The organism is Rhizobium sp. G21, from assembly GCF_014158035.1.
Lineage (GTDB): Bacteria > Pseudomonadota > Alphaproteobacteria > Rhizobiales > Rhizobiaceae > Rhizobium_E.
The window spans coordinates 4,220,565-4,242,816 of record NZ_JACFXW010000001.1; the positions used below are offsets into that span (position 1 = coordinate 4,220,565).

19 protein-coding genes and 3 pseudogenes are annotated in these 22,252 nt (G+C 60.4%); 18 read left to right on the forward strand and 4 right to left on the reverse strand.

The genetic code is table 11. The annotated features are described in order from the left end of the window. Window positions 1–21: 21 nt before the first annotated feature. Window positions 22–944 (forward strand): annotated as a pseudogene (locus H2O14_RS20925) (glutaminase). Between the two features lie 328 nt (window positions 945–1,272). Here the strand turns inward: H2O14_RS20925 and H2O14_RS20930 are convergent. Continuing rightward, the gene (locus tag H2O14_RS20930) at window positions 1,273–1,776 is read right to left on the reverse strand and encodes a hemerythrin domain-containing protein (protein ID WP_182829171.1); all 504 of its coding nucleotides are present in this window, start codon (window positions 1,774–1,776) and stop codon (window positions 1,273–1,275) included. Window positions 1,777–1,975: 199 nt separating this feature from the next. On the opposite strand from H2O14_RS20930, the gene ccoN reads away from it, so the two are divergent. The 8 genes from ccoN to H2O14_RS20970 all read left to right on the forward strand — a co-directional run bounded on the left by ccoN (window position 1,976) and on the right by H2O14_RS20970 (window position 8,442). Next, window positions 1,976–3,598 (forward strand): cytochrome-c oxidase, cbb3-type subunit I, encoded by a 1,623-nt coding sequence (gene ccoN / locus H2O14_RS20935; protein WP_182829172.1) that lies wholly within the window; start codon window positions 1,976–1,978, stop codon window positions 3,596–3,598. A gap of 12 nt (window positions 3,599–3,610) precedes the next feature. Then, window positions 3,611–4,348, forward strand: a complete 738-nt coding sequence (ccoO, locus tag H2O14_RS20940; protein WP_182829173.1) for a cytochrome-c oxidase, cbb3-type subunit II — start codon at window positions 3,611–3,613, stop codon at window positions 4,346–4,348. A gap of 12 nt (window positions 4,349–4,360) precedes the next feature. Continuing rightward, on the forward strand, window positions 4,361–4,513 hold the full coding sequence (locus H2O14_RS20945) for a cbb3-type cytochrome c oxidase subunit 3 (protein ID WP_137157394.1): 153 nt from the start codon (window positions 4,361–4,363) through the stop codon (window positions 4,511–4,513). Between the two features lie 3 nt (window positions 4,514–4,516). Further along, window positions 4,517–5,377, forward strand: a complete 861-nt coding sequence (gene ccoP / locus H2O14_RS20950; protein WP_182829174.1) for a cytochrome-c oxidase, cbb3-type subunit III — start codon at window positions 4,517–4,519, stop codon at window positions 5,375–5,377. A 355-nt stretch (window positions 5,378–5,732) separates the two neighbouring features. Then, window positions 5,733–6,296: a beta-1,6-N-acetylglucosaminyltransferase gene (locus H2O14_RS20955; protein ID WP_182829175.1), complete on the forward strand. Its 564-nt coding sequence runs from the start codon at window positions 5,733–5,735 to the stop codon at window positions 6,294–6,296. Beyond that, the gene (locus H2O14_RS20960) at window positions 6,233–7,483 is read left to right on the forward strand and encodes a hypothetical protein (protein WP_182829176.1); all 1,251 of its coding nucleotides are present in this window, start codon (window positions 6,233–6,235) and stop codon (window positions 7,481–7,483) included. Before H2O14_RS20955 ends, H2O14_RS20960 begins: the two co-directional genes overlap by 64 nt. A gap of 168 nt (window positions 7,484–7,651) precedes the next feature. Next, a complete protein-coding gene (locus H2O14_RS20965; protein WP_210275485.1) occupies window positions 7,652–8,185 on the forward strand; it encodes a glycosyltransferase family 2 protein in 534 nt (177 codons plus the stop codon). After that, the gene (locus H2O14_RS20970) at window positions 8,140–8,442 is read left to right on the forward strand and encodes a hypothetical protein (RefSeq protein ID WP_182829178.1); all 303 of its coding nucleotides are present in this window, start codon (window positions 8,140–8,142) and stop codon (window positions 8,440–8,442) included. The genes H2O14_RS20965 and H2O14_RS20970 overlap by 46 nt, the downstream gene beginning before the upstream one ends. 81 nt (window positions 8,443–8,523) lie before the next feature. Here the strand turns inward: H2O14_RS20970 and H2O14_RS20975 are convergent, their stop codons facing one another. After that, window positions 8,524–9,354: a sulfotransferase family protein gene (locus tag H2O14_RS20975; protein WP_182829179.1), complete on the reverse strand. Its 831-nt coding sequence runs from the start codon at window positions 9,352–9,354 to the stop codon at window positions 8,524–8,526. A gap of 395 nt (window positions 9,355–9,749) precedes the next feature. Here H2O14_RS20975 and H2O14_RS20980 point away from each other — a divergent pair, with 395 nt between their 5' ends. Beyond that, window positions 9,750–10,466: a sulfotransferase family 2 domain-containing protein gene (locus tag H2O14_RS20980; protein ID WP_182829180.1), complete on the forward strand. Its 717-nt coding sequence runs from the start codon at window positions 9,750–9,752 to the stop codon at window positions 10,464–10,466. A gap of 60 nt (window positions 10,467–10,526) precedes the next feature. On the opposite strand, the gene H2O14_RS20985 is transcribed toward H2O14_RS20980, so the two are convergent. After that, window positions 10,527–11,684 (reverse strand): polysaccharide pyruvyl transferase family protein, encoded by a 1,158-nt coding sequence (locus tag H2O14_RS20985; protein ID WP_182829181.1) that lies wholly within the window; start codon window positions 11,682–11,684, stop codon window positions 10,527–10,529. Window positions 11,685–11,902: 218 nt separating this feature from the next. On the opposite strand from H2O14_RS20985, the pseudogene ccoG reads away from it, so the two are divergent. The 7 genes and pseudogenes from ccoG (at window position 11,903) to H2O14_RS21020 (ending at window position 19,414) form a co-directional block, all read left to right on the forward strand. Next, window positions 11,903–13,484: pseudogene (gene ccoG / locus H2O14_RS20990) on the forward strand (cytochrome c oxidase accessory protein CcoG). Next, complete coding sequence (locus H2O14_RS20995; RefSeq protein ID WP_182829182.1) at window positions 13,481–13,861, forward strand: FixH family protein; 381 nt, start codon at window positions 13,481–13,483, stop codon at window positions 13,859–13,861. Before ccoG ends, H2O14_RS20995 begins: the two are co-directional and overlap by 4 nt. Before the next feature lie 105 nt (window positions 13,862–13,966). Further along, window positions 13,967–16,248 (forward strand): annotated as a pseudogene (locus tag H2O14_RS21000) (cation-translocating P-type ATPase). Continuing rightward, entirely contained in the window at window positions 16,245–16,400 is a 156-nt protein-coding gene (ccoS, locus tag H2O14_RS21005) for a cbb3-type cytochrome oxidase assembly protein CcoS (protein ID WP_182829183.1), read from the forward strand. Before H2O14_RS21000 ends, ccoS begins: the two are co-directional and overlap by 4 nt. Before the next feature lie 79 nt (window positions 16,401–16,479). Continuing rightward, on the forward strand, window positions 16,480–17,922 hold the full coding sequence (gndA, locus tag H2O14_RS21010; RefSeq protein ID WP_182829184.1) for an NADP-dependent phosphogluconate dehydrogenase: 1,443 nt from the start codon (window positions 16,480–16,482) through the stop codon (window positions 17,920–17,922). A gap of 90 nt (window positions 17,923–18,012) precedes the next feature. Beyond that, a complete protein-coding gene (locus tag H2O14_RS21015) occupies window positions 18,013–18,549 on the forward strand; it encodes a YbhB/YbcL family Raf kinase inhibitor-like protein (protein WP_182829185.1) in 537 nt (178 codons plus the stop codon). A 52-nt stretch (window positions 18,550–18,601) separates the two neighbouring features. Beyond that, window positions 18,602–19,414, forward strand: a complete 813-nt coding sequence (locus H2O14_RS21020) for a helix-turn-helix transcriptional regulator (RefSeq protein WP_182829186.1) — start codon at window positions 18,602–18,604, stop codon at window positions 19,412–19,414. Here the strand turns inward: H2O14_RS21020 and H2O14_RS21025 are convergent. Further along, the gene (locus H2O14_RS21025) at window positions 19,402–20,451 is read right to left on the reverse strand and encodes a LacI family transcriptional regulator (protein ID WP_246697479.1); all 1,050 of its coding nucleotides are present in this window, start codon (window positions 20,449–20,451) and stop codon (window positions 19,402–19,404) included. The genes H2O14_RS21020 and H2O14_RS21025 overlap by 13 nt on opposite strands. A 425-nt stretch (window positions 20,452–20,876) precedes the next feature. Here H2O14_RS21025 and H2O14_RS21030 point away from each other — a divergent pair, with 425 nt between their 5' ends. Beyond that, window positions 20,877–22,112: an ABC transporter substrate-binding protein gene (locus H2O14_RS21030; protein ID WP_182829188.1), complete on the forward strand. Its 1,236-nt coding sequence runs from the start codon at window positions 20,877–20,879 to the stop codon at window positions 22,110–22,112. Window positions 22,113–22,252 lie beyond the last annotated feature (140 nt).

Sequence of the window (22,252 nt, forward strand, 5' to 3'; positions counted from 1 at the left end):
CTGTTTTTCGGAGAAAAGACGTTGCAGATCGACGATATTCTGTCCGCCGTGTATCGAGATGTCGCCCCTCATATCGGCGAGGGCAAGGTCGCCGATTACATTCCGGCGCTCGCCAAGGTCGATCCGAGAAAGTTCGGCATGGCCATCGTCACGTTGGACGGCTCGGTCCATACGATCGGCGACGCCGAGGACATCTTCTCCATTCAGAGCATCTCGAAGGTCTTCACCTTGACCCTGGCCTTGGGACGCGTGGGCGAGGGGCTTTGGAAGCGGGTCGGCCGCGAACCGTCGGGGACGGCCTTCAATTCGATCGTGCAACTCGAAAACGAGCATGGCATTCCCCGCAATCCCTTCATCAATGCCGGCGCGATCGTGGTTGCCGACACGCTGCTGTCCGGCCATCAGCCGCGGGAAACCCTGGGTGAGATTCTGAGCTTCGTCCGCGGCCTTGCCGATGACGAGTCGATCTATATCGACGCCGAGGTGGCGCGGTCCGAGCAGATGACCGGATTCCGTAACGCCGCCCTCGCCAACTATATGTATTCGTTCGGTAATATTCATAATCCGGTGGAGAAGACGCTGGGCGTCTATTACCATCAATGCGCTCTGGCGATGTCCTGCGTCCAGCTCGCCCGCGCCGGGCTTTACCTCGCCAGCAGCGGCCGGATGTCGCCCAGGGGGCCGAATGCGGTATCGGCCGAACGAGCCCGCCGCATCAATGCGCTGATGATGACCTGCGGCCATTACGACGCCTCGGGGATTTCGCCTTCCATGTCGGCCTTCCCGGCAAGAGCGGCGTCGGCGGCGGCATCCTCTGCATCGCGCCCGGCAAGGCGGCGATCGCGGTCTGGGCTCCGGGGCTCAACGAGAACGGCAATTCGGCCACCGGCACCCGCGCGCTGGACTATCTTGCCAGACGCACCGGCTGGTCCGTTTTCGCCTAGATCGATTGCTGTTCCGAAGAGCAAAACCCTCGACGGCCTCGTCTCGGCCGATTTGGTTCGGTGGCTATGTGAAGGCAGCGCGTCTCTGATTCAGTTGCGATCAAATTTGCTCGGTTGTACGATGGAACATGAGTATGCTAAGTAATACTCGTGACGTAGGCGAAAGGCATCCTCGCTCCATTTCCTGCGGCGTCATGCGCGGCTTATCCCTGCAAGCCTCCCGAATGTCGCCCGAGAACCTCAATACGTCATGTCCGTCTTTCCCTGGACGGTCTCAACGAAAGTCTCCGGCCTGCCCTCCAGTCGCCGGGGACTTTCATCGCCCGGATCAGCCGGCCTTTTCCAGCCCGACAGTGTCGAGTTTGTCGATGAGATGCTCGCGTTCGAAGGCGATGTGGCGCCGGACGGCTTCAAAGAAGCCCCGCAGCATATAGCCGGTGGCCTCCATGTTGATCTCGCTGCCGCCGGCCCCGAGCAGCAGCAACCGCTCCGCCAGTTCCTCGGCAAAACACTCGTCCTCGAAATGCTCGAATTTCAGACGGGCCAGGGTTTTGGCGAGATCGCCGGGCAGGCCGCGCGTCTCGAGCGCCGGAAACAGCACGTTTTCTTCGTAGTGGTGCAACCCCTTTATCATAGGTCCCAGCGCCTTTGCAGCATAGATGCATTTTTGACGATTGACGCTGGCGGGGAGGGAATCGGCGATCTGCTCCAGTTCCGCGCAAAGGTGCAATTGCTCCTGATGGGCATTCAACCACCAATCGAGAAGCAGATGCGCTACGTCCGGATTTGAGACGGCGCCGGGTCCGGCATTTTGACGGATCGTTTCGGGCATGTCGGTTATTCCTCGGGCATTGTCGCGTACATCCACAATCGCTCGAAAAAGCCGAATAAGCCTTGATTCAGATCAAGGCTGCTTTTGCCCCTACCTGAGATGTGTCGAGGGACCGCAGAGGAATCTTTGTCTTTGGGCTCCTCTGCGTCTTGGTCCGGTTGCGGACGAAGGATTTCAGGGACGTTGGGGGATGCCAACAATGAACTACACACTCGAAACGATACTTGTGGCGCTGGGCGCCTTCCTGGCGCTTCTCGCTTCCGGGTTCGCCCAGGACCACCTGTTCCAGCAACATATGTTCGTCGCGTTCATATCGCTTGCTCTGGGAACGGTACTTCTGCTCCGCCACGCGAAATTCGCGACGGCGGCGCCGGTCTCCGCCGCGCAGGCGAAAACCGAATATATGGATGGCGTGGTGCGCTACGGCGTCGTTGCCACCACCTTCTGGGGCATTGTCGGCTTTCTGGTCGGCGTCGTCGTGGCGCTGCAGCTCGCCTTTCCCGATCTCAACATCGAGCCTTGGCTGAATTTCGGCCGCACGCGCCCGCTGCACACCTCCGCCGTCATTTTCGCCTTCGGCGGCAACGCGTTGCTTGCGACTTCCTTCTACGTGGTCCAGCGCACCAACCGCGTCCGCCTGTTCGGCGGCAATCTCGCCTGGTTCGTATTCTGGGGCTACCAGCTTTTCATCGTGATGGCCGCCACCGGCTATCTGCTCGGCATCACCCAGGGTAAGGAATATGCCGAGCCCGAATGGTATGTCGATCTGTGGCTGACGATCGTCTGGGTCTGTTACCTCATCGTCTTCCTCGGCACGCTGCTGATCCGCAAGGAGCCGCATATCTATGTGGCCAACTGGTTCTATCTCTCCTTCATCGTGACGATCGCGATGCTGCATGTGGTGAACAATCTCGCCATGCCGGTGTCGTTCCTCGGCGTGAAATCCTATCCGGTCTTCGCCGGCGTGCAGGACGCGTTGACGCAATGGTGGTACGGCCATAACGCCGTGGGCTTCTTCCTCACCGCAGGCTTCCTCGGCATGATGTATTATTTCGTGCCCAAGCAGGCGAACCGTCCTGTCTATTCCTACCGGCTGTCGATCATCCACTTCTGGGCGCTGATCTTCATGTATATCTGGGCCGGCCCCCATCACCTGCACTACACGGCGCTGCCGGACTGGGCGCAGACGCTGGGCATGGTGTTCTCGATCATGCTGTGGATGCCCTCCTGGGGCGGCATGATCAACGGCCTGATGACGCTGTCGGGCGCCTGGGACAAGATCCGCACCGACCCGATCATCCGCATGATGGTCATGGCCATCGCCTTCTACGGCATGTCGACCTTCGAAGGCCCGATGATGTCGATCAAGGCGGTCAACTCGCTCAGCCACTATACCGAATGGACCATCGGCCACGTGCATTCCGGCGCGCTCGGCTGGGTCGGCATGATCACCTTCGGCGCCATCTACTATCTGACGCCCAAGCTGTGGAACCGTCAGCGCCTCTACAGCCTGCGTCTCGTCAACTGGCACTTCTGGCTGGCCACGATCGGCATCGTGATCTACGCCGCCGCCCTTTGGGTCGCCGGCATTCAGCAGGGCCTGATGTGGCGCGAGTATAACGAGCAGGGCTTCCTGGTCTATTCCTTCGCGGAATCGGTCGCCGCCATGTTCCCCTACTACGTGCTGCGCGTGCTCGCCGGCCTGCTCTATCTCGGCGGCTCGCTGCTGATGGGCTTCAACATCTTCATGACAATCAAGGGCTACGAACGCAAGGAAGCGCCGCTTCCGGGCGCCATGCCTGCGGCCGTTCCGGCCGAGTAAGGGAGCACACTCATGGCTTTGCTTGATAAACACGCAATCCTCGAGAAAAACGCCACGCTTCTCCTGGTCGGCTCGCTGCTCGTCGTCACCATCGGCGGCATCGTGGAGATCGCGCCGCTGTTCTATCTCGAGAACACGATCGAAAAGGTGGAGGGGATGCGCCCCTACACCCCGCTCGAACTGGCCGGACGCAACATCTATATCCGTGAAGGCTGCTATGTCTGTCACAGCCAGATGATCCGTCCGTTCCGCGACGAGGTCGAACGCTATGGCCATTACAGCCTGGCGGCGGAATCGATGTACGATCATCCGTTCCAGTGGGGCTCCAAGCGCACCGGGCCGGACCTGGCCCGCGTCGGCGGCCGTTACTCCAACGAATGGCATGTGCAGCATCTGACCGAACCGCGCGACGTGGTGCCGGAATCGATCATGCCGAGCTATTCCTATCTCAAGACGACCGAACTCGACGTGAAGGACCTCAACGTCACCGCAAACCTCCAGGCCAACGCGACCGTGGGCGTGCCCTATACGTCGGAAATGCTGGACAAGGCTGTGGACGACTTCAAGGCGCAAGCCGATCCCAATGCGGATACGACTGGCCTGCTGGCCCGCTATCCCAAGGCGAAGGTCGGCGATTTCGACGGCGATCCCGCCAAGCTGACCGAGATGGACGCTCTCGTCGCCTATCTCCAGATGCTCGGCTCGCTGGTCGACTTCTCCACCTACAACGACGCCTCGGGCTATCGCTGAGGAGGGGCGGACATGGAAACCTACGAAGCCATGCGCGCCTTCGCCGACAGTTGGGGAATGCTGGCCATGCTGGCCTTCTTCGCCGCGGCGATCGTCTTCATCTTTCGGCCCGGCGCGAAGAAACACGCCGACGAGGCCGCGCTTATCCCTCTCAAGGAGGATTGAACAATGGCAGAGAAACATATCGACGAACTCTCGGGCGTCGAGACCACCGGCCATGAATGGGACGGCATCAAGGAACTCAACAACCCGATGCCGCGCTGGTGGGTTTACACCTTCTACGCGACGATCGTCTGGGCCATCGGCTATACGATCGCTTTCCCGGCCTGGCCGCTGCTGAGCGACGCAACTCGCGGCGTGCTCGGCTATTCCAGCCGTGAAGACCTCGCCCAGGAAGTGAGCGTGGCGGCGGAGGGACAGAAGGTATTCCTCGACAAGATCACGGCGATGCCGGTCGCCGACATTCCGAAGGACGCCGCGCTCAACGAATTCGCCATGAACGGCGGCGGCGCCGCCTTCAAGGTGAACTGCGCCCCTTGCCATGGTTCGGGCGCCCAGGGCGGCCCGGGCTTCCCCAATCTCAACGACAATGACTGGCTGTGGGGCGGCAAGATCGACGACATCTACGCCACGATCCAGCACGGCATCCGTTCGGACGATCCGGACAGCCGCACGTCGGAAATGCCGGCCTTCGCCGAAATGCTGCAGCCTGAGGAAATCAAGCAGGTCGCCGCCTATGTGGTCAGCCTCACCGGCACGCCGGCCGATGCGGGCATGGTCGAGCCGGGCAAGCAGCTGTTCGCGGACAATTGCGCCTCATGCCACGGCGACAACGCCCAAGGCAATCGCGAATTCGGCGCGCCGAACCTCGCCGACGCGATATGGCTGAAAGGCGAAGGCGAGGACGCCATCGTCCGTCAGGTCAATGCGCCGAAACACGGCATGATGCCCGCCTGGGGCGGCCGTCTCTCGGACGCCACGATCAAGCAGCTCGCAGTCTATGTCCACGCTTTGGGCGGCGGCGAATAAAGTTTGCGCCCGGTTCCTTCCGGGCGCGACAATCTCTCCAGCATGATCAGCCGGCTCATCCGGCCATGCTCGCCTGCCGCGCCCCTGAAAAGGCGCGGCTTTTTACGTGGACGATACGCATAAGCCGGCGCCGGGCCCACCGCTTGCGCCGACGCCGGAAAGGGTGGGAGAGCAAAAAATGAAGGTCAGACGGCTTGCAACGCGCGAGGTTGAAGCGATCAGGGCAAACATCGCTTGAAATTGTCCAAAAGGATTTGAGAATAAATAGAAAAGATGTTTGCGCGGGACAGCCGATTGGCTATACCCCGCGTGTCCGAAAAATGCTCTGTGCAGCATATTTGAGTGAGTGAGGCTGATGGCGAAGCTGGCGTTTATAATCTTGGCCCATGAGAACGCTGATCAGATTGGAGATCTGGCCAGTGTCCTGATTTCAGGGAACCAGGAAGCGAATGTCGTCATTCACTACGATCTCAACTCGCCGAAGGACGAATTTGCAAAACTGACGACGCGTTTTGACGGAGAGGCGCGCGTTCATATCCTCCGCAACCGGGTCCGATGCGGTTGGGGCGATTTCAGCCTGATCGAAGCGCCCATGCGCGCCTTGCGGCATATCAAAGCCGCAAAAATCGATTGCGACCGAGTGATGTTGATCAGTGGGTCGTGCATGCCGGTTCGTCCGCTCGCCGAGTTGTCCAATTTCCTCGATTATCATCCGCATATGGAGTTCATCGAGAGCCGTGGCGAGAACTGGATCAAGGGCGGGTTGCGGCACGAACGCTACCAATACCGGCACATCTTCAACTTTCAACGAAATTATAAGTTGTTTCACTGGAGCTTTTGCTTCAGCAGAAAATCATGCCAAAACGCCGGTTTCCACGTGGGCTCGAACCGCGCTGGGGCTCACAGTGGTGGTGCCTGAGCTTCGATCTCTGCAAGAAAATTCTCGACTATGTCGACCGGCACAGGTCCGTGTACCGCTTCTTTAAGGACACCTGGATCCCCGACGAATGCTTTTTCCAGACCATGGCCTATCACTTTACGCCGCACGACAAGATATCCGACAGGACGTTGACTTTCTTCGAGTTCAACGATTGGGGAAAACCCTACGTCTTTCTCGACGAGCATAAAGATGTGCTCGAAGGCCTTCCGTTCTTTTTCGCTCGGAAGATTGGCGGACGAGCAAAGGGGTTGCGCGCTCATTTCGCGGACGTGGCGGCGCAGGCTGCGCGGCGTCCTGCCTGGGATGTGCCGGCGCGGGGCGAATTCCCCTTGCGTGTCGACCGCATTCTGAAGAGCTTGCCGAAGTCGGAAGCAAATGGTCCGACCCTGTTTCATCAACTTGGGCGCAAGGGGCTTGCGGCTACGCTGAGTTATTGTCAGCAGCCCTACGCCGTGCTGTATGGTCCTCCCGTCTTTACCCGAAGGCTGGCGTCCTATTTGCGCTCCGAGACGGATCTGACGGTGCTCGGCCGGATCATGAATCCGGAGAAGGTCGACTTCGGCCCGGGTGTGACAGAGTTCAAAGGATTGAGAAGCGATGATGTCGAAATCCGCGATTTCGATCGAGGCAACTATTTCTCCCGAATCCTGACCCGTTGCGCCACGCCACTGGTTTTCGAACTCTGCCCTGGCGAAAACCCGATTGCCGAGAGGGCGTTCTTGCAGAGCGGATCCGGCATCGTGTTGCCGATCGTCCCGTCCAATGACGCTGACGAAGCCTGGTTGTTGTATTGGCTGCTCTGCACCGGAGCTTCTGTCGACGCCATGGTGAAAGACCGCGACGAGGGTTCGGGTCTGAAGGTGCTCTGGAAGGCTATGGACAATCATGCGAAGCCTGAAGTTCGCACGGAAATCGCGAAATTCATGTCCAGATCCAGAGAGAAGCAGATTTCCTCCGCAGAACAGTTCCGGCAGATCACCGGAGGCGTCTACGGCGACATCGGCGTTGCGATCGGCGACCGGTTCTCGGATCTGGACGCAGCGCTCGCATCTGTCGATCGTGAAGAGATCATCATGTCCGCTCCAAAGACCGAGCAACATCTTGTCAGCGCATTTTTGGGCAGCGAAGGGAAGTGGGAAATACTCAGACGAGCTTTCCCCTTCTAATCCTTACCCTGTTTTCCAGACGGAACCACCGACATGAGCCGCATTCGCACGATTTTCCAAAACCAACTCGGACGCCATCTGGCCTTCATCAAATATGGCCGTCAGCTTCGCTTGATCGTCGACAACACGAAATTGATCAAGAAAAACGACATCATTCTCGTGACATGCTTGCGCAACGAATTGTTTCGGCTGCCATTTTTCACTGACTACTACAGAAAGCTCGGCGTCAGGCATTTTCTGATCGTCGACAACGACTCGACCGACGGCCTGATTGATTGGGCGCGCGGTCAGAAAGACGTGTCGGTGTGGCATACCAAGGACAGTTACAAGGCCTCAAATTTCGGGATGGAGTGGTGTAATTATCTGCTTCGAAAATTCGGTCCCGGCAAGCTGTGCGTCACGGTGGATCCGGATGAATTCCTCGTCTATCCCAACATGGAAACGCGAGATCTTCGTGACCTCGGCGAGTTCATGAAAAATGAGAAGCGCGATTCCTTTCATTGCGTCATGCTCGACGCTTACGGGAAGGGGCCTCTCAGCGAGGCGACCTGTAGCTCGGGCGAGGATCCTTTCAAAGTTTGCCCCTATTTCGATCGAGACGGGTATGTTCAGGAAGCGCAGACCGACACCGACACCTACACCCGCGGGGACCGCGGATGCGCGTCTACAATCGAAATACGCCGCATCATTCGCCGGCGTTGAACAAGGTGCCCGTGGTGTGGTGGCGGTGGACATATCGCTACACCAGCTCGATGCACGATATTCGCCCGCGGCGATTGCATCGCGTGGGGAATGACGGGCGCCCCGCGATCACGGGCGCGCTGTTTCACTTCAAGTTCCTCGCATCCCTGCAGGATAAGGCCAGGGAGGAGATGCATCGCAAGGAACATTACAACGCCAGCGCCGAGTACCGGAAATACGTGGATACCCACGATCCGATCTTCTATTGCGAGGGTTGAGCGTCGCCTATGAGAATCCCGAGCAACTGATCCGCCTCGGATTGGTGAACCGAGGCGGATGGTTCTGAGAACTGTCGGCGTTCAGAGCTGCGAGGTGAAGTCCTTGCCGAATTCTCTCTCGAGGAACGCATATTGTCCCTTGAAGCGTTCCTGCAGCATTTCCTGGACGAAGGCGGGAATTGGCGCAGACTTGGTCTTATGCACCTTGTCTTCCGTGCCGTCATAGCTCTTGGCGGCGCCGACACCGAGGAAGGTCTCCACCTGTCGCATCACGCCGTGGGGGTCCTTGTTGACCTTTCCGAACGGCAGAAACAGGAAATCCCGGTCGGCGAAGCGGCTTCTCCAGCGCGGTATGAATGTCGCGTAATCCCCACGATTGTTGACGTCCCAGTCTTCCACCATTTCGCGCCAGTCGGATTCCTGCATGTTCTCCTTGGGATGACGCTCCAGCGACATGCGCAGTTGAGACATCGCACGCGATACGGGATCGCGAATAATGTAGATGATGCGCGGCGCGCCAAGCAGACGTCGGACATAGTCGATTCCCTCTTCGGGAATCGTCGAATATTCCGGCGTGATGTCGCCGAGCATCTTTCCCTTGGCGTTCGGACGGTTGAAGGCGTTCCGATACCATGTCTCGGTAAATGGCTCGGTCATGAGGCTGCAGAGGTAATTCAAATAGTTGAAGTCAACATATTCGCCATGCTTTACGTGATGTTTGACTGCAGCCGACGTATTCGTCCTGATATGGTAATCCGTCCAAGACCGGTTCTCAGGCACAAAAAGATGATTGAAGTAATGCAATTCCTTCACTGGAGGCATCCAGATTTGTTGATGCCGCTGCAGGTTCACATATAACCATGACGTGGCTGCCTTTTGAGCGCCGATACACAGAAATTGCGGGAGTTTCATCTTTGCCTCGTCTGTTTCATGCGCCCTGATGCGGCGCGGAACGCTGCACCTTGGAGCAGTTGAACGTTTGTCCTTCCTTGGCGGTGATGTCCCCGTCGACGAAGGGCTTCTATGCGTCGCTTTTGTTCCGGGTTTATGCACAACCCAAGCAATTTGTACAGAAAAATCAGCCCTTCCCGGACGAGGCGACGAGCGCAGACATTATCGATGGATCGCCATCGGCGTCCGGCTCGCGTCGTCGGATGTTGCGAGTTTCGAAAATGCAGATTGAGCCAAAATAATTTAGTCGAATATTGTTTGCCGCGCTTGTTTCCGTTATGTCACCGCGCTTGCTCCGTCGCGACGACCTCATCCATGCCGCGACAGAACACTTAAATGGCTGTCTGGAGACCGATGTGCTTTACTTTCATAAAGAAAAACTTGTGATCCTGTGCCAACCGAAAACGGGCACGACTTCGTTGCACGAGGCGATCGGCGGCGACGCGTCGGTAGTGTTGAATACGCCTCCGCAACTCAAGCATCTGACCTACAACAAATTTGTCCAGACTTTCGGGCCATGGCTCGAGCGAGGCGTGAAGTTTCCAAGACGCAGGTACACATTCGTCGCAGTGATGCGCGAGCCGGTCGACTGGCTCAGCAGCTGGTACCGCTATGCGAGCCGCGAGTCGCTGGCCGTGGCGAAGAAAAAGAACGTCGGCCGCTACACGGGCAACATCTCGTTTGAACAGTTTCTCCAAGACACCATGCTGCCGCGCGACGAAGCTCCGGCTTACGCACGTATGGCAGGCCCCTGTTCGGTGGCGATGGATAAGAAAGGCGGCATCGGCGTCGATTATCTTTTCCGCTACACGGATTTGGACGCCATGGTCGAATTCGTATCCAAAAAACTGGATCGGTCCATAACCTTGCCGCGGCAGAACATCTCTGTGCAGAAAGAAGTCGACGCGAGCGCCGAGACGATCCGCAGGATACACGAAAAATACGCGTTCGAGTACGACGTCTATTCTAAACTTACGCCGAGCGGCGTGGTGGGCCAGGACATTCTCAGCCTGAGAAAAGCAGGAAAAATCACCGAGTCCGCGTCCGAATCCGAATCCGCGTCGGACGATTGATGGCATTCAGTATGGCGCGGACAGGACACCAAACCCATCCGCGCCATCTCGATTATGTCGTCACATGCGATAGAGGTTTTTCGCCAGCGCGATTTTGCGGTTGTGGTAATCGTTGTCCAGCGCCATCTGCTGGAAGTCGCTACCGCTCTTGAAGCGGAAGTTCCCATCGGCGTTGTACAGGGTTCCCTTCTTTCCGTCGAACTCGCGGAAGCGGGAACCTCGATCGAGTATCGACTGGTGTTTCACGTTGTAATACTCGTTGTCTTTCGCAAAAGTGCCGACGCAGCCGAGCCTCGCCAAGACGAAATGCACGTGGAAACGGCTCACGAACGCAAAATCGTGATCTCCGACGACGACACCCGAGTTCAACAGTTCGTCTACGGGAACGACTTTCATCTTCGGGAATCTTTGACCGACGAATTCGATGACCTTCTTGTCCGCCCAGGGGCAGCTTTCGAGGAACACGACCTCGTCGAACTCTTCCGACACTTTGGCCAAAGCGTCCCAATAGCTCGATGCCAGTTTCTGCATGTTGTAGGTCAGCAGCGACAGATACAGGCGTCGCTTTCCATCGTCGGGGCGGCGGAGTTTTTCTTGCGGGACGAGAAAACAATCATCCAGCCCATATGAGAAATTCGCGAACGGGAACTGTTTCGACAGTTTTCTGTAATTGTCGACATCGCGGAGTTCGAAGATCTCGAAGCGCGAGAAGATCTCGCTGATGGTCGTTTCCAGGCCGGCCGGCACCGGATCAGCAGGACCGAAACCGATCCCGGTCGCAAAGATCCTCGTTCCGTAGGCCTTGTTCAAGGCCGCGCACAATCCGAGGAAGAAGCCCTTGACGGGAAAGAGTTTGTTCAGGTAGCCGCCGCCATGGAGATGGACGGTCTCGGCATTCTGAAGTTCCTTCAGATTATGCTTCTTGTACGAATTCATGCCGTTCTTCTGGATGAATTCATATCCCCGGGCGACCTGCCCCCAAAAACTCAATTCCTTGTTGGCCTTGGCGATTGCCGCCAGATCGTCGCGGAACTCGATGTTGGCGTTTTTGGCGAAAGGACCATGCAGCTCGATTTCGTTTTTGGCGATGTTTTCGTAGATCAGGATCTTGGTCTTCGGATCGATATGCGTCGTCAGGAAATCGACCCAACCCCTGACGATGAGTTCATCCCCGTAATTCGGCGCTCCGGCGCCGCCTATCAATACGTGTTTGGCCATATATCCATTCCTCTGCATATCGGCAATTCCTGTGGCGTAGGCTCATATTCGAAACGAAAGTTGGTGTATAGACGGCTCGTCCGCCTTCCGACATGTTTAATCCCCGCCGTTGCAGGACGCATCCACTCGTGCGGCACATTGCCCGGGCTTGACTTATATCAAGGAGGGTTTGCGGGCGGGGATTAAAACGGGAAGCCTCAAGAGAAGGGGTTTCCGTCATGAATGTCCGCCCGGAAGAGCTGCCTGCCGAGGAGGCGACGATCGAGCGTCTGGAGGCGCAGCCCGTCAACGCCGCGAAAGTCCGCCAGCCGCTCTACGCCGCACGCAAGAAGATCCATCCTAAGCGCGCCGAGGGGGCATTTCGACGCTTCAAGTGGATGGTGATGGCCGTAACCCTGGGCATCTACTACCTCGCGCCGTGGATACGTTGGGATCGTGGCCCCTATGCGCCCGATCAGGCGATTCTCATCGATCTCGCCAATCGACGCTTCTATTTCTTCTTCATCGAGATCTGGCCGCAGGAATTCTATTTCGTCGCAGGTCTTCTGATGATGGCCGGTCTCGGGCTCTTTCTCGTCACGACCGCGGTCGGGCGCGCTTGGTGCGGCTACACCTGTCCTCAGACCGTATGGGTCGACCTCTTCCTGGTGGTCGAACGCGCCATCGAGGGCGATCGCAACGCCCGCATCAAGCTCGATACGGCGCCGTGGAGCCTCGACAAGATCTGGAAGCGGACCGCGAAACACGCGATCTGTTCTGATCGGAGTGCTGACCGGCGGCGCCTGGGTGTTTTATTTCGCCGACGCGCCCGTGCTGCTGCACGACCTGATCTTCTTTCATGCGCCTTCGGTTGCCTATTTCACCATCGCCATCCTGACGGCCACGACTTATGTGTTCGGCGGGCTGATGCGGGAACAGGTCTGCACCTATATGTGCCCGTGGCCGCGCATCCAGGCGGCGATGCTGGATGAGAATTCCTTGGTCGTGACTTATAACGACTGGCGCGGCGAACCACGTTCGCGCCACGCCAAGAAGGCGGCCGCGACCGGTCAGTCGGTCGGCGATTGCGTCGATTGCAACGCCTGCGTCGCGGTCTGTCCCATGGGCATCGACATCAGGGACGGGCTGCAGCTCGAATGCATTACCTGCGCGCTGTGTATCGACGCCTGCGATGGGGTGATGGACAAGCTCGGCCGCGACAAGGGGCTGATCGGCTATTCCACCCTGTTCGATTATTCCACCAATATGGCGATCGCCACCAACGAAAACACCGCGCCGATCGATCCCGCCCGGGTGCGCGATCCCGACGGCCGCTATTACGACAAGATTCGCCACTTCAACTGGCGGATCATCTTCCGACCGCGCATCATCCTCTACACGGTGCTGTGGTCGCTGATCGGCGTCGGCCTGGTGACCGCGCTGATGATGCGGGACCGGCTGCAGATGGACGTGCTGCATGACCGCAACCCGCAATATGTGATGGAATCGGACGGTTCGATCCGCAACGGCTATACGGTAAAGATCCTGAACATGGTCCCCGAACCGCGCATGGTGATGCTGTCGCTGCGCGACATGCCGGGCGCGACCATGAGCATCGCCGGCGAAACATGGTCGCAAGGCCGCTTCATCGGCGTCGAGCTCGAGCCAGATACGGTCAAGACCATGAAGATCTATGTGACCATGCCGAAGGACGCCCTGCCGTCCGAGACCCGTGATTTCACCTTCCATGTCGAGTATCGCACCTCCGGCGAAGCGGATGCATACACGGCGAGCTTCATCGTTCCGGAGAAACGCAAATGAACAATCCGGCTGAACCAAAGCATTTCACCGGCCGCCACATGTTGGCGATCATGATCGCCTTTTTCGGCGTCATCATTTCGGTGAATGTGTTCATGGCTTATATGGCCAGCAAGAGCTGGAGCGGCATTCTGGCCAAGAACACCTACGTCGCGAGCCAGGATTTCAATATGAAGGCGGCGGAAGCGCGCCACTGGGCCGAACTGGGCTTTTCAGGCGCGTTCAAAGTCGAGAGTCGCCGCCTTGAATATCGGCTGCAGGGGCCGGCCGGCGAAATCGAACGGCTCGCCGCAATCACCGCGCTGTTTCATCGGCCGGTCGGCGACAAGCAGGATTTCAGCCTGACGTTGCCGCGGGTCGCCCCGGGGTTTATGCGGTAGAGCACGATCTCGCTCCCGGGCAATGGATCGTCGATCTCGCCGCCGTCGACGACGGCGAGACCGTCTATCACCAGGCCGTCCGCATCTATCAGCCGGAGAAGTGAGATGAGTTGCTGCGCTCCCGGAACAGAAGGCGCGATCGCGGCGGATGTCGGTCTACCGCCCGCCGAGGAGATCTGGCTGTCGTCGCGCCCTCTCGGCGAGGGTCGGCGTCAAAGCGATTTCAGCGTGCCCGACGTGCATTGCGGCGCTTGCATCACAGCGGTCGAGGGCGCTTTGCGCAAGCTGCCGGAAGTCGAGCGGGCGCGGGTGAACCTCTCGACCAAACGCGTGTCGGTGGTGTGGAAGGAGGAAACCGGCGGCGTCAAAGCCGATCCCTCCCGCCTGATCGGCGCGATCCTCGGCGTCGGCTATCGGCCGCATCTGTTCCAGGATCTGGAAGCGGGCGCGGACGCGGAACGCCGCGACCACCTGCGCGCGCTGGCCGTGGCGGGCTTCGCGGCCACCAATATCATGCTGTTGTCGGTGTCGGTCTGGTCTGGGGCGGAAGCCTCGACGCGCGACCTGTTTCACTGGATCTCGGCGATGATCTGCGCGCCGGCGCTCGTCTATTCCGGCCGCTTTTACTATCGCTCGGCCTGGAATGCGCTGAGGCGCGGCCGCACCAATATGGATGTGCCGATCGCGCTCGCCATCACGCTGTCCTACCTCATGTCGCTGTGGGAGACTATTCATCACGGCGATCACGCCTGGTTCGACGCCACCGCGTCGCTGCTGTTTTTTCTGCTGATCGGCCGCACGCTCGACCATCTGATGCGCGACAGGGCGCGCTCTGCCGTCATCGGGCTCGCGCGCCTGTCGCCGAAGGGCGCGATGGCGATCGGAGCCGACGGCAAGCCGGAATACCGCCCCGTCGCCGACATCCGACGCGGCGACCGCCTGTCGGTCGCGGCCGGCGAGCGCCTGGCCGTCGACGCCGTGGTGCTTTCTGGCGAGAGCGATATCGACTGGTCGATCGTCAATGGCGAAAGCGCGCCGCAGCCGACGCGGGCAGGGGACAAATTGCTCGCCGGCACGATGAACCTGACCGGCGCGCTGACGGTCGAAGCTGCCGCAGAAGCCAAGGAATCCTTCCTGGCGGAGATCGTCAGCCTGATGGAAGCGGCGGAGGGCGGCAAAGCGCGTTATCGGCGGCTGGCGGATCGCGCCGCCCAGCTCTATTCGCCGGTCGTTCATTGCACCGCCTTCCTGTCGTTCCTCGGATGGGGGCTGATCGGCGGAGACTGGCACCAGGCGCTGCTGGTGGCGATTTCCGTGCTGATCATCACCTGCCCCTGCGCGCTCGGTCTCGCGGTGCCCGTGGTGCAGGTCATCGCCGCCGGCCGCCTGTTCCGCGAGGGCGTCATGGTCAAGGACGGCTCGGCCATGGAGCGGCTGGCGGAAGCGACGCATGCGCTGTTCGACAAGACCGGCACATTGACGCTCGGCAAACCGCGACTGGTCAATGCGGCGGATATCGCGCCGAAAGCGCTGGCGATGGCCGCCGGTCTCGCCGCCCATTCGCGGCATCCCGTCTCTCGCGCCATCCTGGCCGCTGCGCCTGTGGCGATGGCGGTCGAGACCGTAACCGAGATCCCCGGCGGCGGATTGGAAGCACGGAGAGCGGACGGCGTGTGGCGGCTCGGGGCGCGGGCTTTCGCGCTGGGAGCCTCATCGGTCGTCGATCCGAACCTGCCTTACACCGAAAGCGTGCTGTCGCTGGACGGCCGGGAACTCGCAGCCTTCCATTTCGAGGATGCGGTTCGCCCCGGCGCGGCCGAGACCATCCGGCGTCTCCACCGCCGGCGCATTCCAAGCGCGATCATTTCGGGCGACCGCGAGCCGGTGGCGGCCGCGCTCGCGGAGCGTCTTGGAGTTCCGGCATGGCGCGCAGGCTTGACTCCCGAGGGCAAGGTCCGCGCCGTGGAGGAAGCCTCCGCTCGGGGCTTCAAGGTTTTGATGGTGGGCGACGGCATCAATGACGCGCCCGCGCTGCGCTCGGCGCATGTTTCGATCGCGCCGTCCACCGCCGCCGATATATCGGCCGGCAGGCCGCGGATTTCGTGTTCATGCGCGACAATCTCGACGCGGTGTATCTGGCGGTCGACGTGTCACGACGGGCAGGACGACTGATCCGCCAGAATTTCGCGCTGGCCGTGGGCTATAACCTCATCGCGGTGCCGGTGGCGATCGCTGGGCTCGCCACGCCATTGGTCGCTTCCATCGCCATGTCGACGTCGTCGATCATCGTGGTCGCCAATTCGCTTCGTCTCAATGGTCGCCGGCGCCTGGTCGACGCGGCGCCGGCGACGAAGGCTCCGATCGGAAAGGCGGTGCTTACGCCATGAATATGCTGATCTATTTGATTCCCATGGCCCTGGGGTTGGGCGCGCTGGGACTGTTCGCCTTTCTCTGGTCCTTGAAGTCTGGCCAATATGACGACCTCGACGGCGCCGCCTGGAGGGTGCTCGACGACGGCGACGGCAAACCCGGCGAATAAACCGCCGCCCAGCCTTGTCAGCGGCGGCGAGCCGCGTATAGTCCGGCCAAAACTAAATCGTTTTGGAAGGAACATCGTCATGGAAAAGGCGGAAATCGGACTGATCGGTCTGGCGGTGATGGGCTCCAATCTGGCGCTCAACATTGCCGAGAAAGGCAACCGCATTGCGGTTTTCAACCGGTCTCCGGACAAGACCGACACCTTCTACGCCGAAGCCGGCGACCTCCAGGGCAAGCTCGTTCCCTGCAAGTCGCTCGAGGAATTCGTGGAAGCGATTCGTCCGCCGCGCCCCGTCATCATCATGGTGAAGGCCGGCGATCCGGTCGATGAACTGATCGCCACCCTGCGCGATTATCTGTCGCCGGGCGACATCATCATCGATGCAGGCAACGCCAATTTCCGCGACACGATCCGCCGGTTCGAGGGTCTGGAGGATTCTGGCCTGACCTTTATCGGCATGGGCGTGTCGGGCGGCGAAGAAGGCGCGCGCCATGGGCCGTCGATCATGGTCGGCGGCACGGAAGAGTCGTGGAAGCGAGTCGAGCCGGTGCTCACCTCCATCGCCGCCAAGTTCAAGGACGACCCTTGCGTCGCCTGGCTCGGCGAAAACGGCGCGGGCCATTTCGTCAAGACCATCCACAACGGCATCGAATATGCCGATATGCAGATGATCGCCGAAATCTACGGCATCCTGCGCGACGGCTTGGGCATGTCGGCCGCCGAATGCTCCGAGATCTTCGGCACGTGGAACGAGGGTCGCCTGAACTCCTACCTGATCGAAATTTCCGAAGCCGTGCTCAAGGCCAACGACCCGATCACCGGCAAGCCGATGGTGGACCTCATCGTCGACGCCGCCGGCCAGAAGGGCACCGGCAAATGGTCGGCGATCGAGGCCCAGAACATGGGCGTGCCGGCCACCGCGATCGAAGCGGCCGTCGCCGCGCGCAGCCTCTCGTCGTTCAAGGCGCAGCGCGAAGCCGCTGAAAAGATCCTCGGCCTGCCGGGTCAGGGCGCGATCAATCCGACAGACAAGGCCGCCTTCATCGCCGATCTCGAAATGGCGTTGCTCGCCGGCAAGATCGGCGCCTATGCGCAGGGCTTCGCCGTGATGGCGGAAGCCTCCAAGGAATTCGGCTGGTCGCTGCCGATGCCTGTTATCGCCAAGATCTGGCGCGCCGGCTGCATCATCCGGTCGCAGTTCCTCGACGAGATCACCTCGGCCTTCACCGCCATGCCGGACGCCGCCAACCTGATCGTGACGCCGGCTTTTGCGACCATGGTCAAGGAGACCGACGGACCGCTGCGTCGCGTCGTATCCGCCGCCGTGATGTCTGGTCTCCCGGTTCCGGCGCTGGCTTCGGCGCTCGGTTATTTCGACAGCTATCGCCGCGGCCGCGGCACGGCCAACCTCATCCAGGCGCAGCGCGATTTCTTCGGCGCTCATGGCTTCGACCGTCTCGACGGTGTCGACAAGCATCACGGTCCCTGGGGTTCCGGTCTCGCCGATTTCCAGAACGACTGATCGTTTCGGCGCCAAATGTGACGAGGGCGGGCCTATCGGTCCGCCCTTCGTTTTTACGCTCCTCTCGTCGCAAGCTTGAGAGGAATGTCGATGAAATCCCTGTTTTTGATGATGTTTTTGAGCGCGGCCACGGCCGCTTCGGCCGGGTCCCTGAGCGTCGAGAGTCCCGAAATGGCGACCGGCGCGCTGGCGCCGGCGCAGTTCGCCGATATGTTCGGCTGCTCGGGCGACAATGTCTCGCCCGAGGTTCGCTGGTCGGGCGCGCCCGAGGGAACAGAGAGCTTCGTGGTGACGATCTATGATCCCGACGCTCCGACCGGTTCGGGCTTCTGGCACTGGGTGGTGGCTGACATCCCCGCTGGCGTCGACTCGCTGCCCGCCGGCGCCGGCTCAGACCCCGCAAAGCTGCCAAAAGGCGCTCTTGCCGCGCGCAACGACGCCGGTGTTTCCGGCTTCCTCGGAGCCTGCCCGCCGCCCGGTTCGAAACATCGCTACATCCTGACCGTCAAGGCGCTCAAGACCGCGAAGCTGGGCGTGCCCGCAAACGCCACGCCGGCTATGATCGGCTTCGTCTCGAATATGGTCAAGCTGGATGAGGCCAGCATTGTCGCCACCGGCGCGCGTTGATAGACAATTTGCGATCCCAGCGCCCTTTGGCGTGGGAGCAATGGAGCAGGCCTTGCGTCATCTTCTGGCAGCCCGCCCGGGCATCGGCGCCACCGGCCATATCACCCAGGCAGGTCGGCTCGGCTACACCTCGATCACCAACGATCTGCCGTTGATCATCATGATCAGGCGCGGCCACAAGCTCATCCAGTCTTCCGGGACGTCGATCCGGATCGACGAGGGAGAGGCGGTCGCCATCGCCGCCGGACAGGCGATCGATTTCGAGAATGTCGCGGCCGAAGACGGCGATTACGAGGCGCGTTGGCTGGTGTTTGACCCGTCGGTCGTCGCGGGTTTCCCGCCGCCCGCGGCGGCGTTGCCGATTGCCGCCCCGCAGAGCCTCGGTCGCATGCCGCCCGGGCTTTTAAAAGCCTATGAGCAGGCCGTTGAGGCATTGACGGACGAGGATGAGGTTCCGGACCTCGTGGCCCGCCACAAACTGGGCGAACTGCTCGTCTGGCTGGCCTCGGCCGGGTGGCGTTTTCCGCCTGCGGTCCAGGAAAGCTATACGGCGCGCATACGCCGTCTCGTCGGCGCCCGACCGCATGGCGTCTGGTCGGGTGCGGAAATCTGCGCGCATCTGGCCGTGAGCAAGGCGACGCTGCGCCGGCGACTGTCGGAAGAGGGGACCAGCCTGCGGGCGGTGTTGGCCGATGTGCGCATGACGCATGCGATGCAGCTTCTGCAATGTTCTCGGCTGCCGGTGTCCGAAATCGCCGCCCGGGCCGGCTTCGAATCGCAAAGCCGTTTCGCCATCCGCTTCCGCCACCGCTTCGGCTTTCCGCCGAGCGCGATCCGCGGTCACCGCAGGGTTCAACCGGGATAGACGAGGCTGCCGTCCGGCATGCTGATGGATTGCAGCCGTTCGGGAGGGACGCCTTCGATACGGCCGAGCACCGCCTTGGCGAGTTCTCGGCCCGCGAGCCGGATGTCTTCGTTCACCGTCATGATGCCGGGATGCATGTAGCGCAGCAGGTCGGCCGGCTGCTTGGACACCATGTCAAGATCCTCGCCGATCTTCAAGCCGAGCGCTTCCGCCGCCGAAGCGATCGCCACCGCGCCGGCGCTCGAGCCGGCGATGAAGCCGTCGACGCGGCCTTTGCCGGAGAACAACTCCAAAGCCGCCTTGTGAATCTGGTTCATCGAATTGTCGAGATAGACGTCGGAGAACGGCGCCGCCTCGGCGCCGAAATCGCGAAGCCCCCGCGCAAAGCCCGACCGCATATGCCGGTGATAGGTGTAGCGCGGCATCGGCTCGAGAATGGCGATGCGCTTTCGCCCGTTCGCGGTGAGGCGCCGCACGGCTTCATAGGCATAGGAGTCGTTGTCGAAATCATGGAAGGGATGGGCGATGCCCATATCCGTGCGGCCATGCGTGACGAAGGGCAGGTTTCTCTCGGTCAACAGCCGAATGCGCGCATCGTCGGGTTCTGTGGAGGACAGGATCACGCCGTCTGCGGAGCCGGTGTCGAGGATATAGCGCACCGGCGTCATCGGATCGCGATCGGCCGAATAGGGCGTCACGATCAGATGATAGCTGGTGTTGGCGAGAATTTCCGAAATGCCGTAGACGATATGGGTCGTCAGGCCCATCAACTCTTCGGAGAGATTGAGGATAAGGCTGATGACATTCGTCTTGCCGGTGCGCAGGCGTACACCGGCGCGGTTGGGATAATAACCGATCTGGCTGGCGACCAGCCGCACCCGCTCCTTGGTCTCCTGGCTTATGTCGGGCGCGTCCTTCAACGCGCGCGACACCGTCGTGACGCCGAGCCCGGTCATGAATGCGATCGTCTTCAAAGTCGGGCGCTCCCCGGCGCCGGACCATTGCTCGCTTGCTGAGCACCCTTCATCATCGTTCATTCCTTGTATGCCCCGCCCGCGTCCTACGCCACTTTGACGCCCGGCGCCACGCCATCCTCCGGCAATCGCAAAAATCTGTAACGTTGCAGTTGTTTTGTCGAGAGACATTCGTTGCGGCGGCGCACAACCTGGTATTGCTGCAGTCGCGAGCGGTGGGCAAATTCTTTTCGCGGGCGCCAAAGAAAGTCGAGGGCGCGCCGTGTCTTTGCGATGAGTAATAGAACAATAAATACAATTACTTAAAGTCATTTTTCATGTCTTGAATACGTGCCGTTCGACAGCCTACTAAAGAGTAGGCATAAGCCGGATAAATCGTTTGAAAGGGGTTTACATCGAGCCTCGAAAAAAATAGCATCTTGATGGTTGCAGGGTTGGAGACTTTCGAATAAGTTTTTCCGGCAACGTTTCAGTGAGGGAGGAGACTCATGAACATTCGCCTTTTCGCAGGGGCCCTGGCGGCTTCCGTTTCGCTGTCCTTCGGCATCGCTCACGCAGCGGATCTCGAAGTGACCCATTGGTGGACATCCGGCGGTGAAGCCGCCGCCGTGCAGGAGCTCGCCAAGGCGTTCGACGCCACCGGCAACAAGTGGGTCGACGGCGCCATCGCCGGTTCGGGCGGCACCGCCCGTCCGATCATGATCAGCCGCATCACCGGCGGCGACCCGATGGGCGCAACCCAGTTCAACCATGGTCGTCAGGCCGAGGAACTGGTTCAGGCCGGTCTGATGCGCGACCTGACCGACGTCGCCACCAAGGAAAAGTGGAAGGATGTCATCAAGCCGGCGAGCCTGCTCGACAGCTGCACGATCGACGGCAAGATCTATTGCGCCCCGGTCAACATCCACTCCTGGCAGTGGCTGTGGCTGTCCAACGCCGCATTCAAGACTGCTGGCGTGGCTGTTCCGAAGAACTGGGATGAATTCGTCGCCGCCGCCCCGGCTCTCGAAAAAGCCGGCATCGTTCCGCTCGCCGTGGGCGGTCAGCCCTGGCAGGCCGCCGGCGCCTTCGACGTGCTGATGGTCGCCATCGCCGGCAAGGACACCTTCTACAAGGTGTTCAAGGACAAGGACGCCGAAATGGCTGCCGGACCTGACATCGCCAAGGTGTTCAAGGCCGCCGACGACGCGCGTCGCATGTCCAAGGGCACCAATGTGCAGGATTGGAACCAGGCCACCAATATGGTCATCACCGGCAAGGCCGGCGGCCAGATCATGGGTGACTGGGCGCAGGGCGAATTCGCTCTGGCTGGCCAGAAGGCGGGCGTCGACTATTCCTGCCTTCCGGGCCTCGGCGTCAACGAAATCATCTCGACCGGTGGCGACGCCTTCTACTTCCCGGTGCTCAAGGATGAAGAGAAGTCCAAGGCGCAGGACGTGCTGGCCGCGACGCTGCTCGCCCCGGCAACCCAGGTCGCCTTCAATCTCAAGAAGGGCTCGCTGCCGGTGCGCGGCGACGTGGACCTGTCCGCCGCCAACGACTGCATGAAGAAGGGTCTCGACATTCTCGCCAAGGGCAATGTCATCGAGGGCACCGACCAGCTGCTTTCGGCCGACAGCCAGAAGCAGAAGGAAGATCTATTCTCCGAATTCTTCGCCAACCCCTCCATCACCCCTGAAGACGCTCAGAAGCGCTTCGCGGATATCATCGCGAACGCCGACTAAGAGCCGAAAGGTCGCCTGCGGGCCTGGCGGGAGACAGTCTCTCGCCAGGCCCGCGACAACCGGATCACGGGGAAAGCGACCGGGCGTCGCAGCGGAAGGCAACGCCTTCCATGCGCGCCCGTCGGCGTGATCCTGACAGA

What these genes read in the sequence shown, in the direction of transcription:
- ccoN (WP_182829172.1), top strand. Translation starts at nt 1,976, where the DNA reads ATGAACTACACACTCGAAACGATACTTGTGGCGCTGGGCGCCTTCCTG.
- H2O14_RS20995 (WP_182829182.1), top strand. Translation starts at nt 13,481, where the DNA reads ATGAACAATCCGGCTGAACCAAAGCATTTCACCGGCCGCCACATGTTG.
- H2O14_RS20930 (WP_182829171.1), bottom strand. Translation starts at nt 1,776, where the DNA reads ATGCCCGAAACGATCCGTCAAAATGCCGGACCCGGCGCCGTCTCAAAT.
- H2O14_RS21015 (WP_182829185.1), top strand. Translation starts at nt 18,013, where the DNA reads ATGAAATCCCTGTTTTTGATGATGTTTTTGAGCGCGGCCACGGCCGCT.
- H2O14_RS20945 (WP_137157394.1), top strand. Translation starts at nt 4,361, where the DNA reads ATGGAAACCTACGAAGCCATGCGCGCCTTCGCCGACAGTTGGGGAATG.
- ccoS (WP_182829183.1), top strand. Translation starts at nt 16,245, where the DNA reads ATGAATATGCTGATCTATTTGATTCCCATGGCCCTGGGGTTGGGCGCG.
- H2O14_RS21030 (WP_182829188.1), top strand. Translation starts at nt 20,877, where the DNA reads ATGAACATTCGCCTTTTCGCAGGGGCCCTGGCGGCTTCCGTTTCGCTG.
- H2O14_RS20970 (WP_182829178.1), top strand. Translation starts at nt 8,140, where the DNA reads ATGCGCGTCTACAATCGAAATACGCCGCATCATTCGCCGGCGTTGAAC.
- H2O14_RS21025 (WP_246697479.1), bottom strand. Translation starts at nt 20,451, where the DNA reads ATGAACGATGATGAAGGGTGCTCAGCAAGCGAGCAATGGTCCGGCGCC.
- ccoO (WP_182829173.1), top strand. Translation starts at nt 3,611, where the DNA reads ATGGCTTTGCTTGATAAACACGCAATCCTCGAGAAAAACGCCACGCTT.
- H2O14_RS20985 (WP_182829181.1), bottom strand. Translation starts at nt 11,684, where the DNA reads ATGGCCAAACACGTATTGATAGGCGGCGCCGGAGCGCCGAATTACGGG.
- H2O14_RS20960 (WP_182829176.1), top strand. Translation starts at nt 6,233, where the DNA reads ATGCCAAAACGCCGGTTTCCACGTGGGCTCGAACCGCGCTGGGGCTCA.
- H2O14_RS20955 (WP_182829175.1), top strand. Translation starts at nt 5,733, where the DNA reads ATGGCGAAGCTGGCGTTTATAATCTTGGCCCATGAGAACGCTGATCAG.
- H2O14_RS20975 (WP_182829179.1), bottom strand. Translation starts at nt 9,354, where the DNA reads ATGAAACTCCCGCAATTTCTGTGTATCGGCGCTCAAAAGGCAGCCACG.
- ccoP (WP_182829174.1), top strand. Translation starts at nt 4,517, where the DNA reads ATGGCAGAGAAACATATCGACGAACTCTCGGGCGTCGAGACCACCGGC.
- gndA (WP_182829184.1), top strand. Translation starts at nt 16,480, where the DNA reads ATGGAAAAGGCGGAAATCGGACTGATCGGTCTGGCGGTGATGGGCTCC.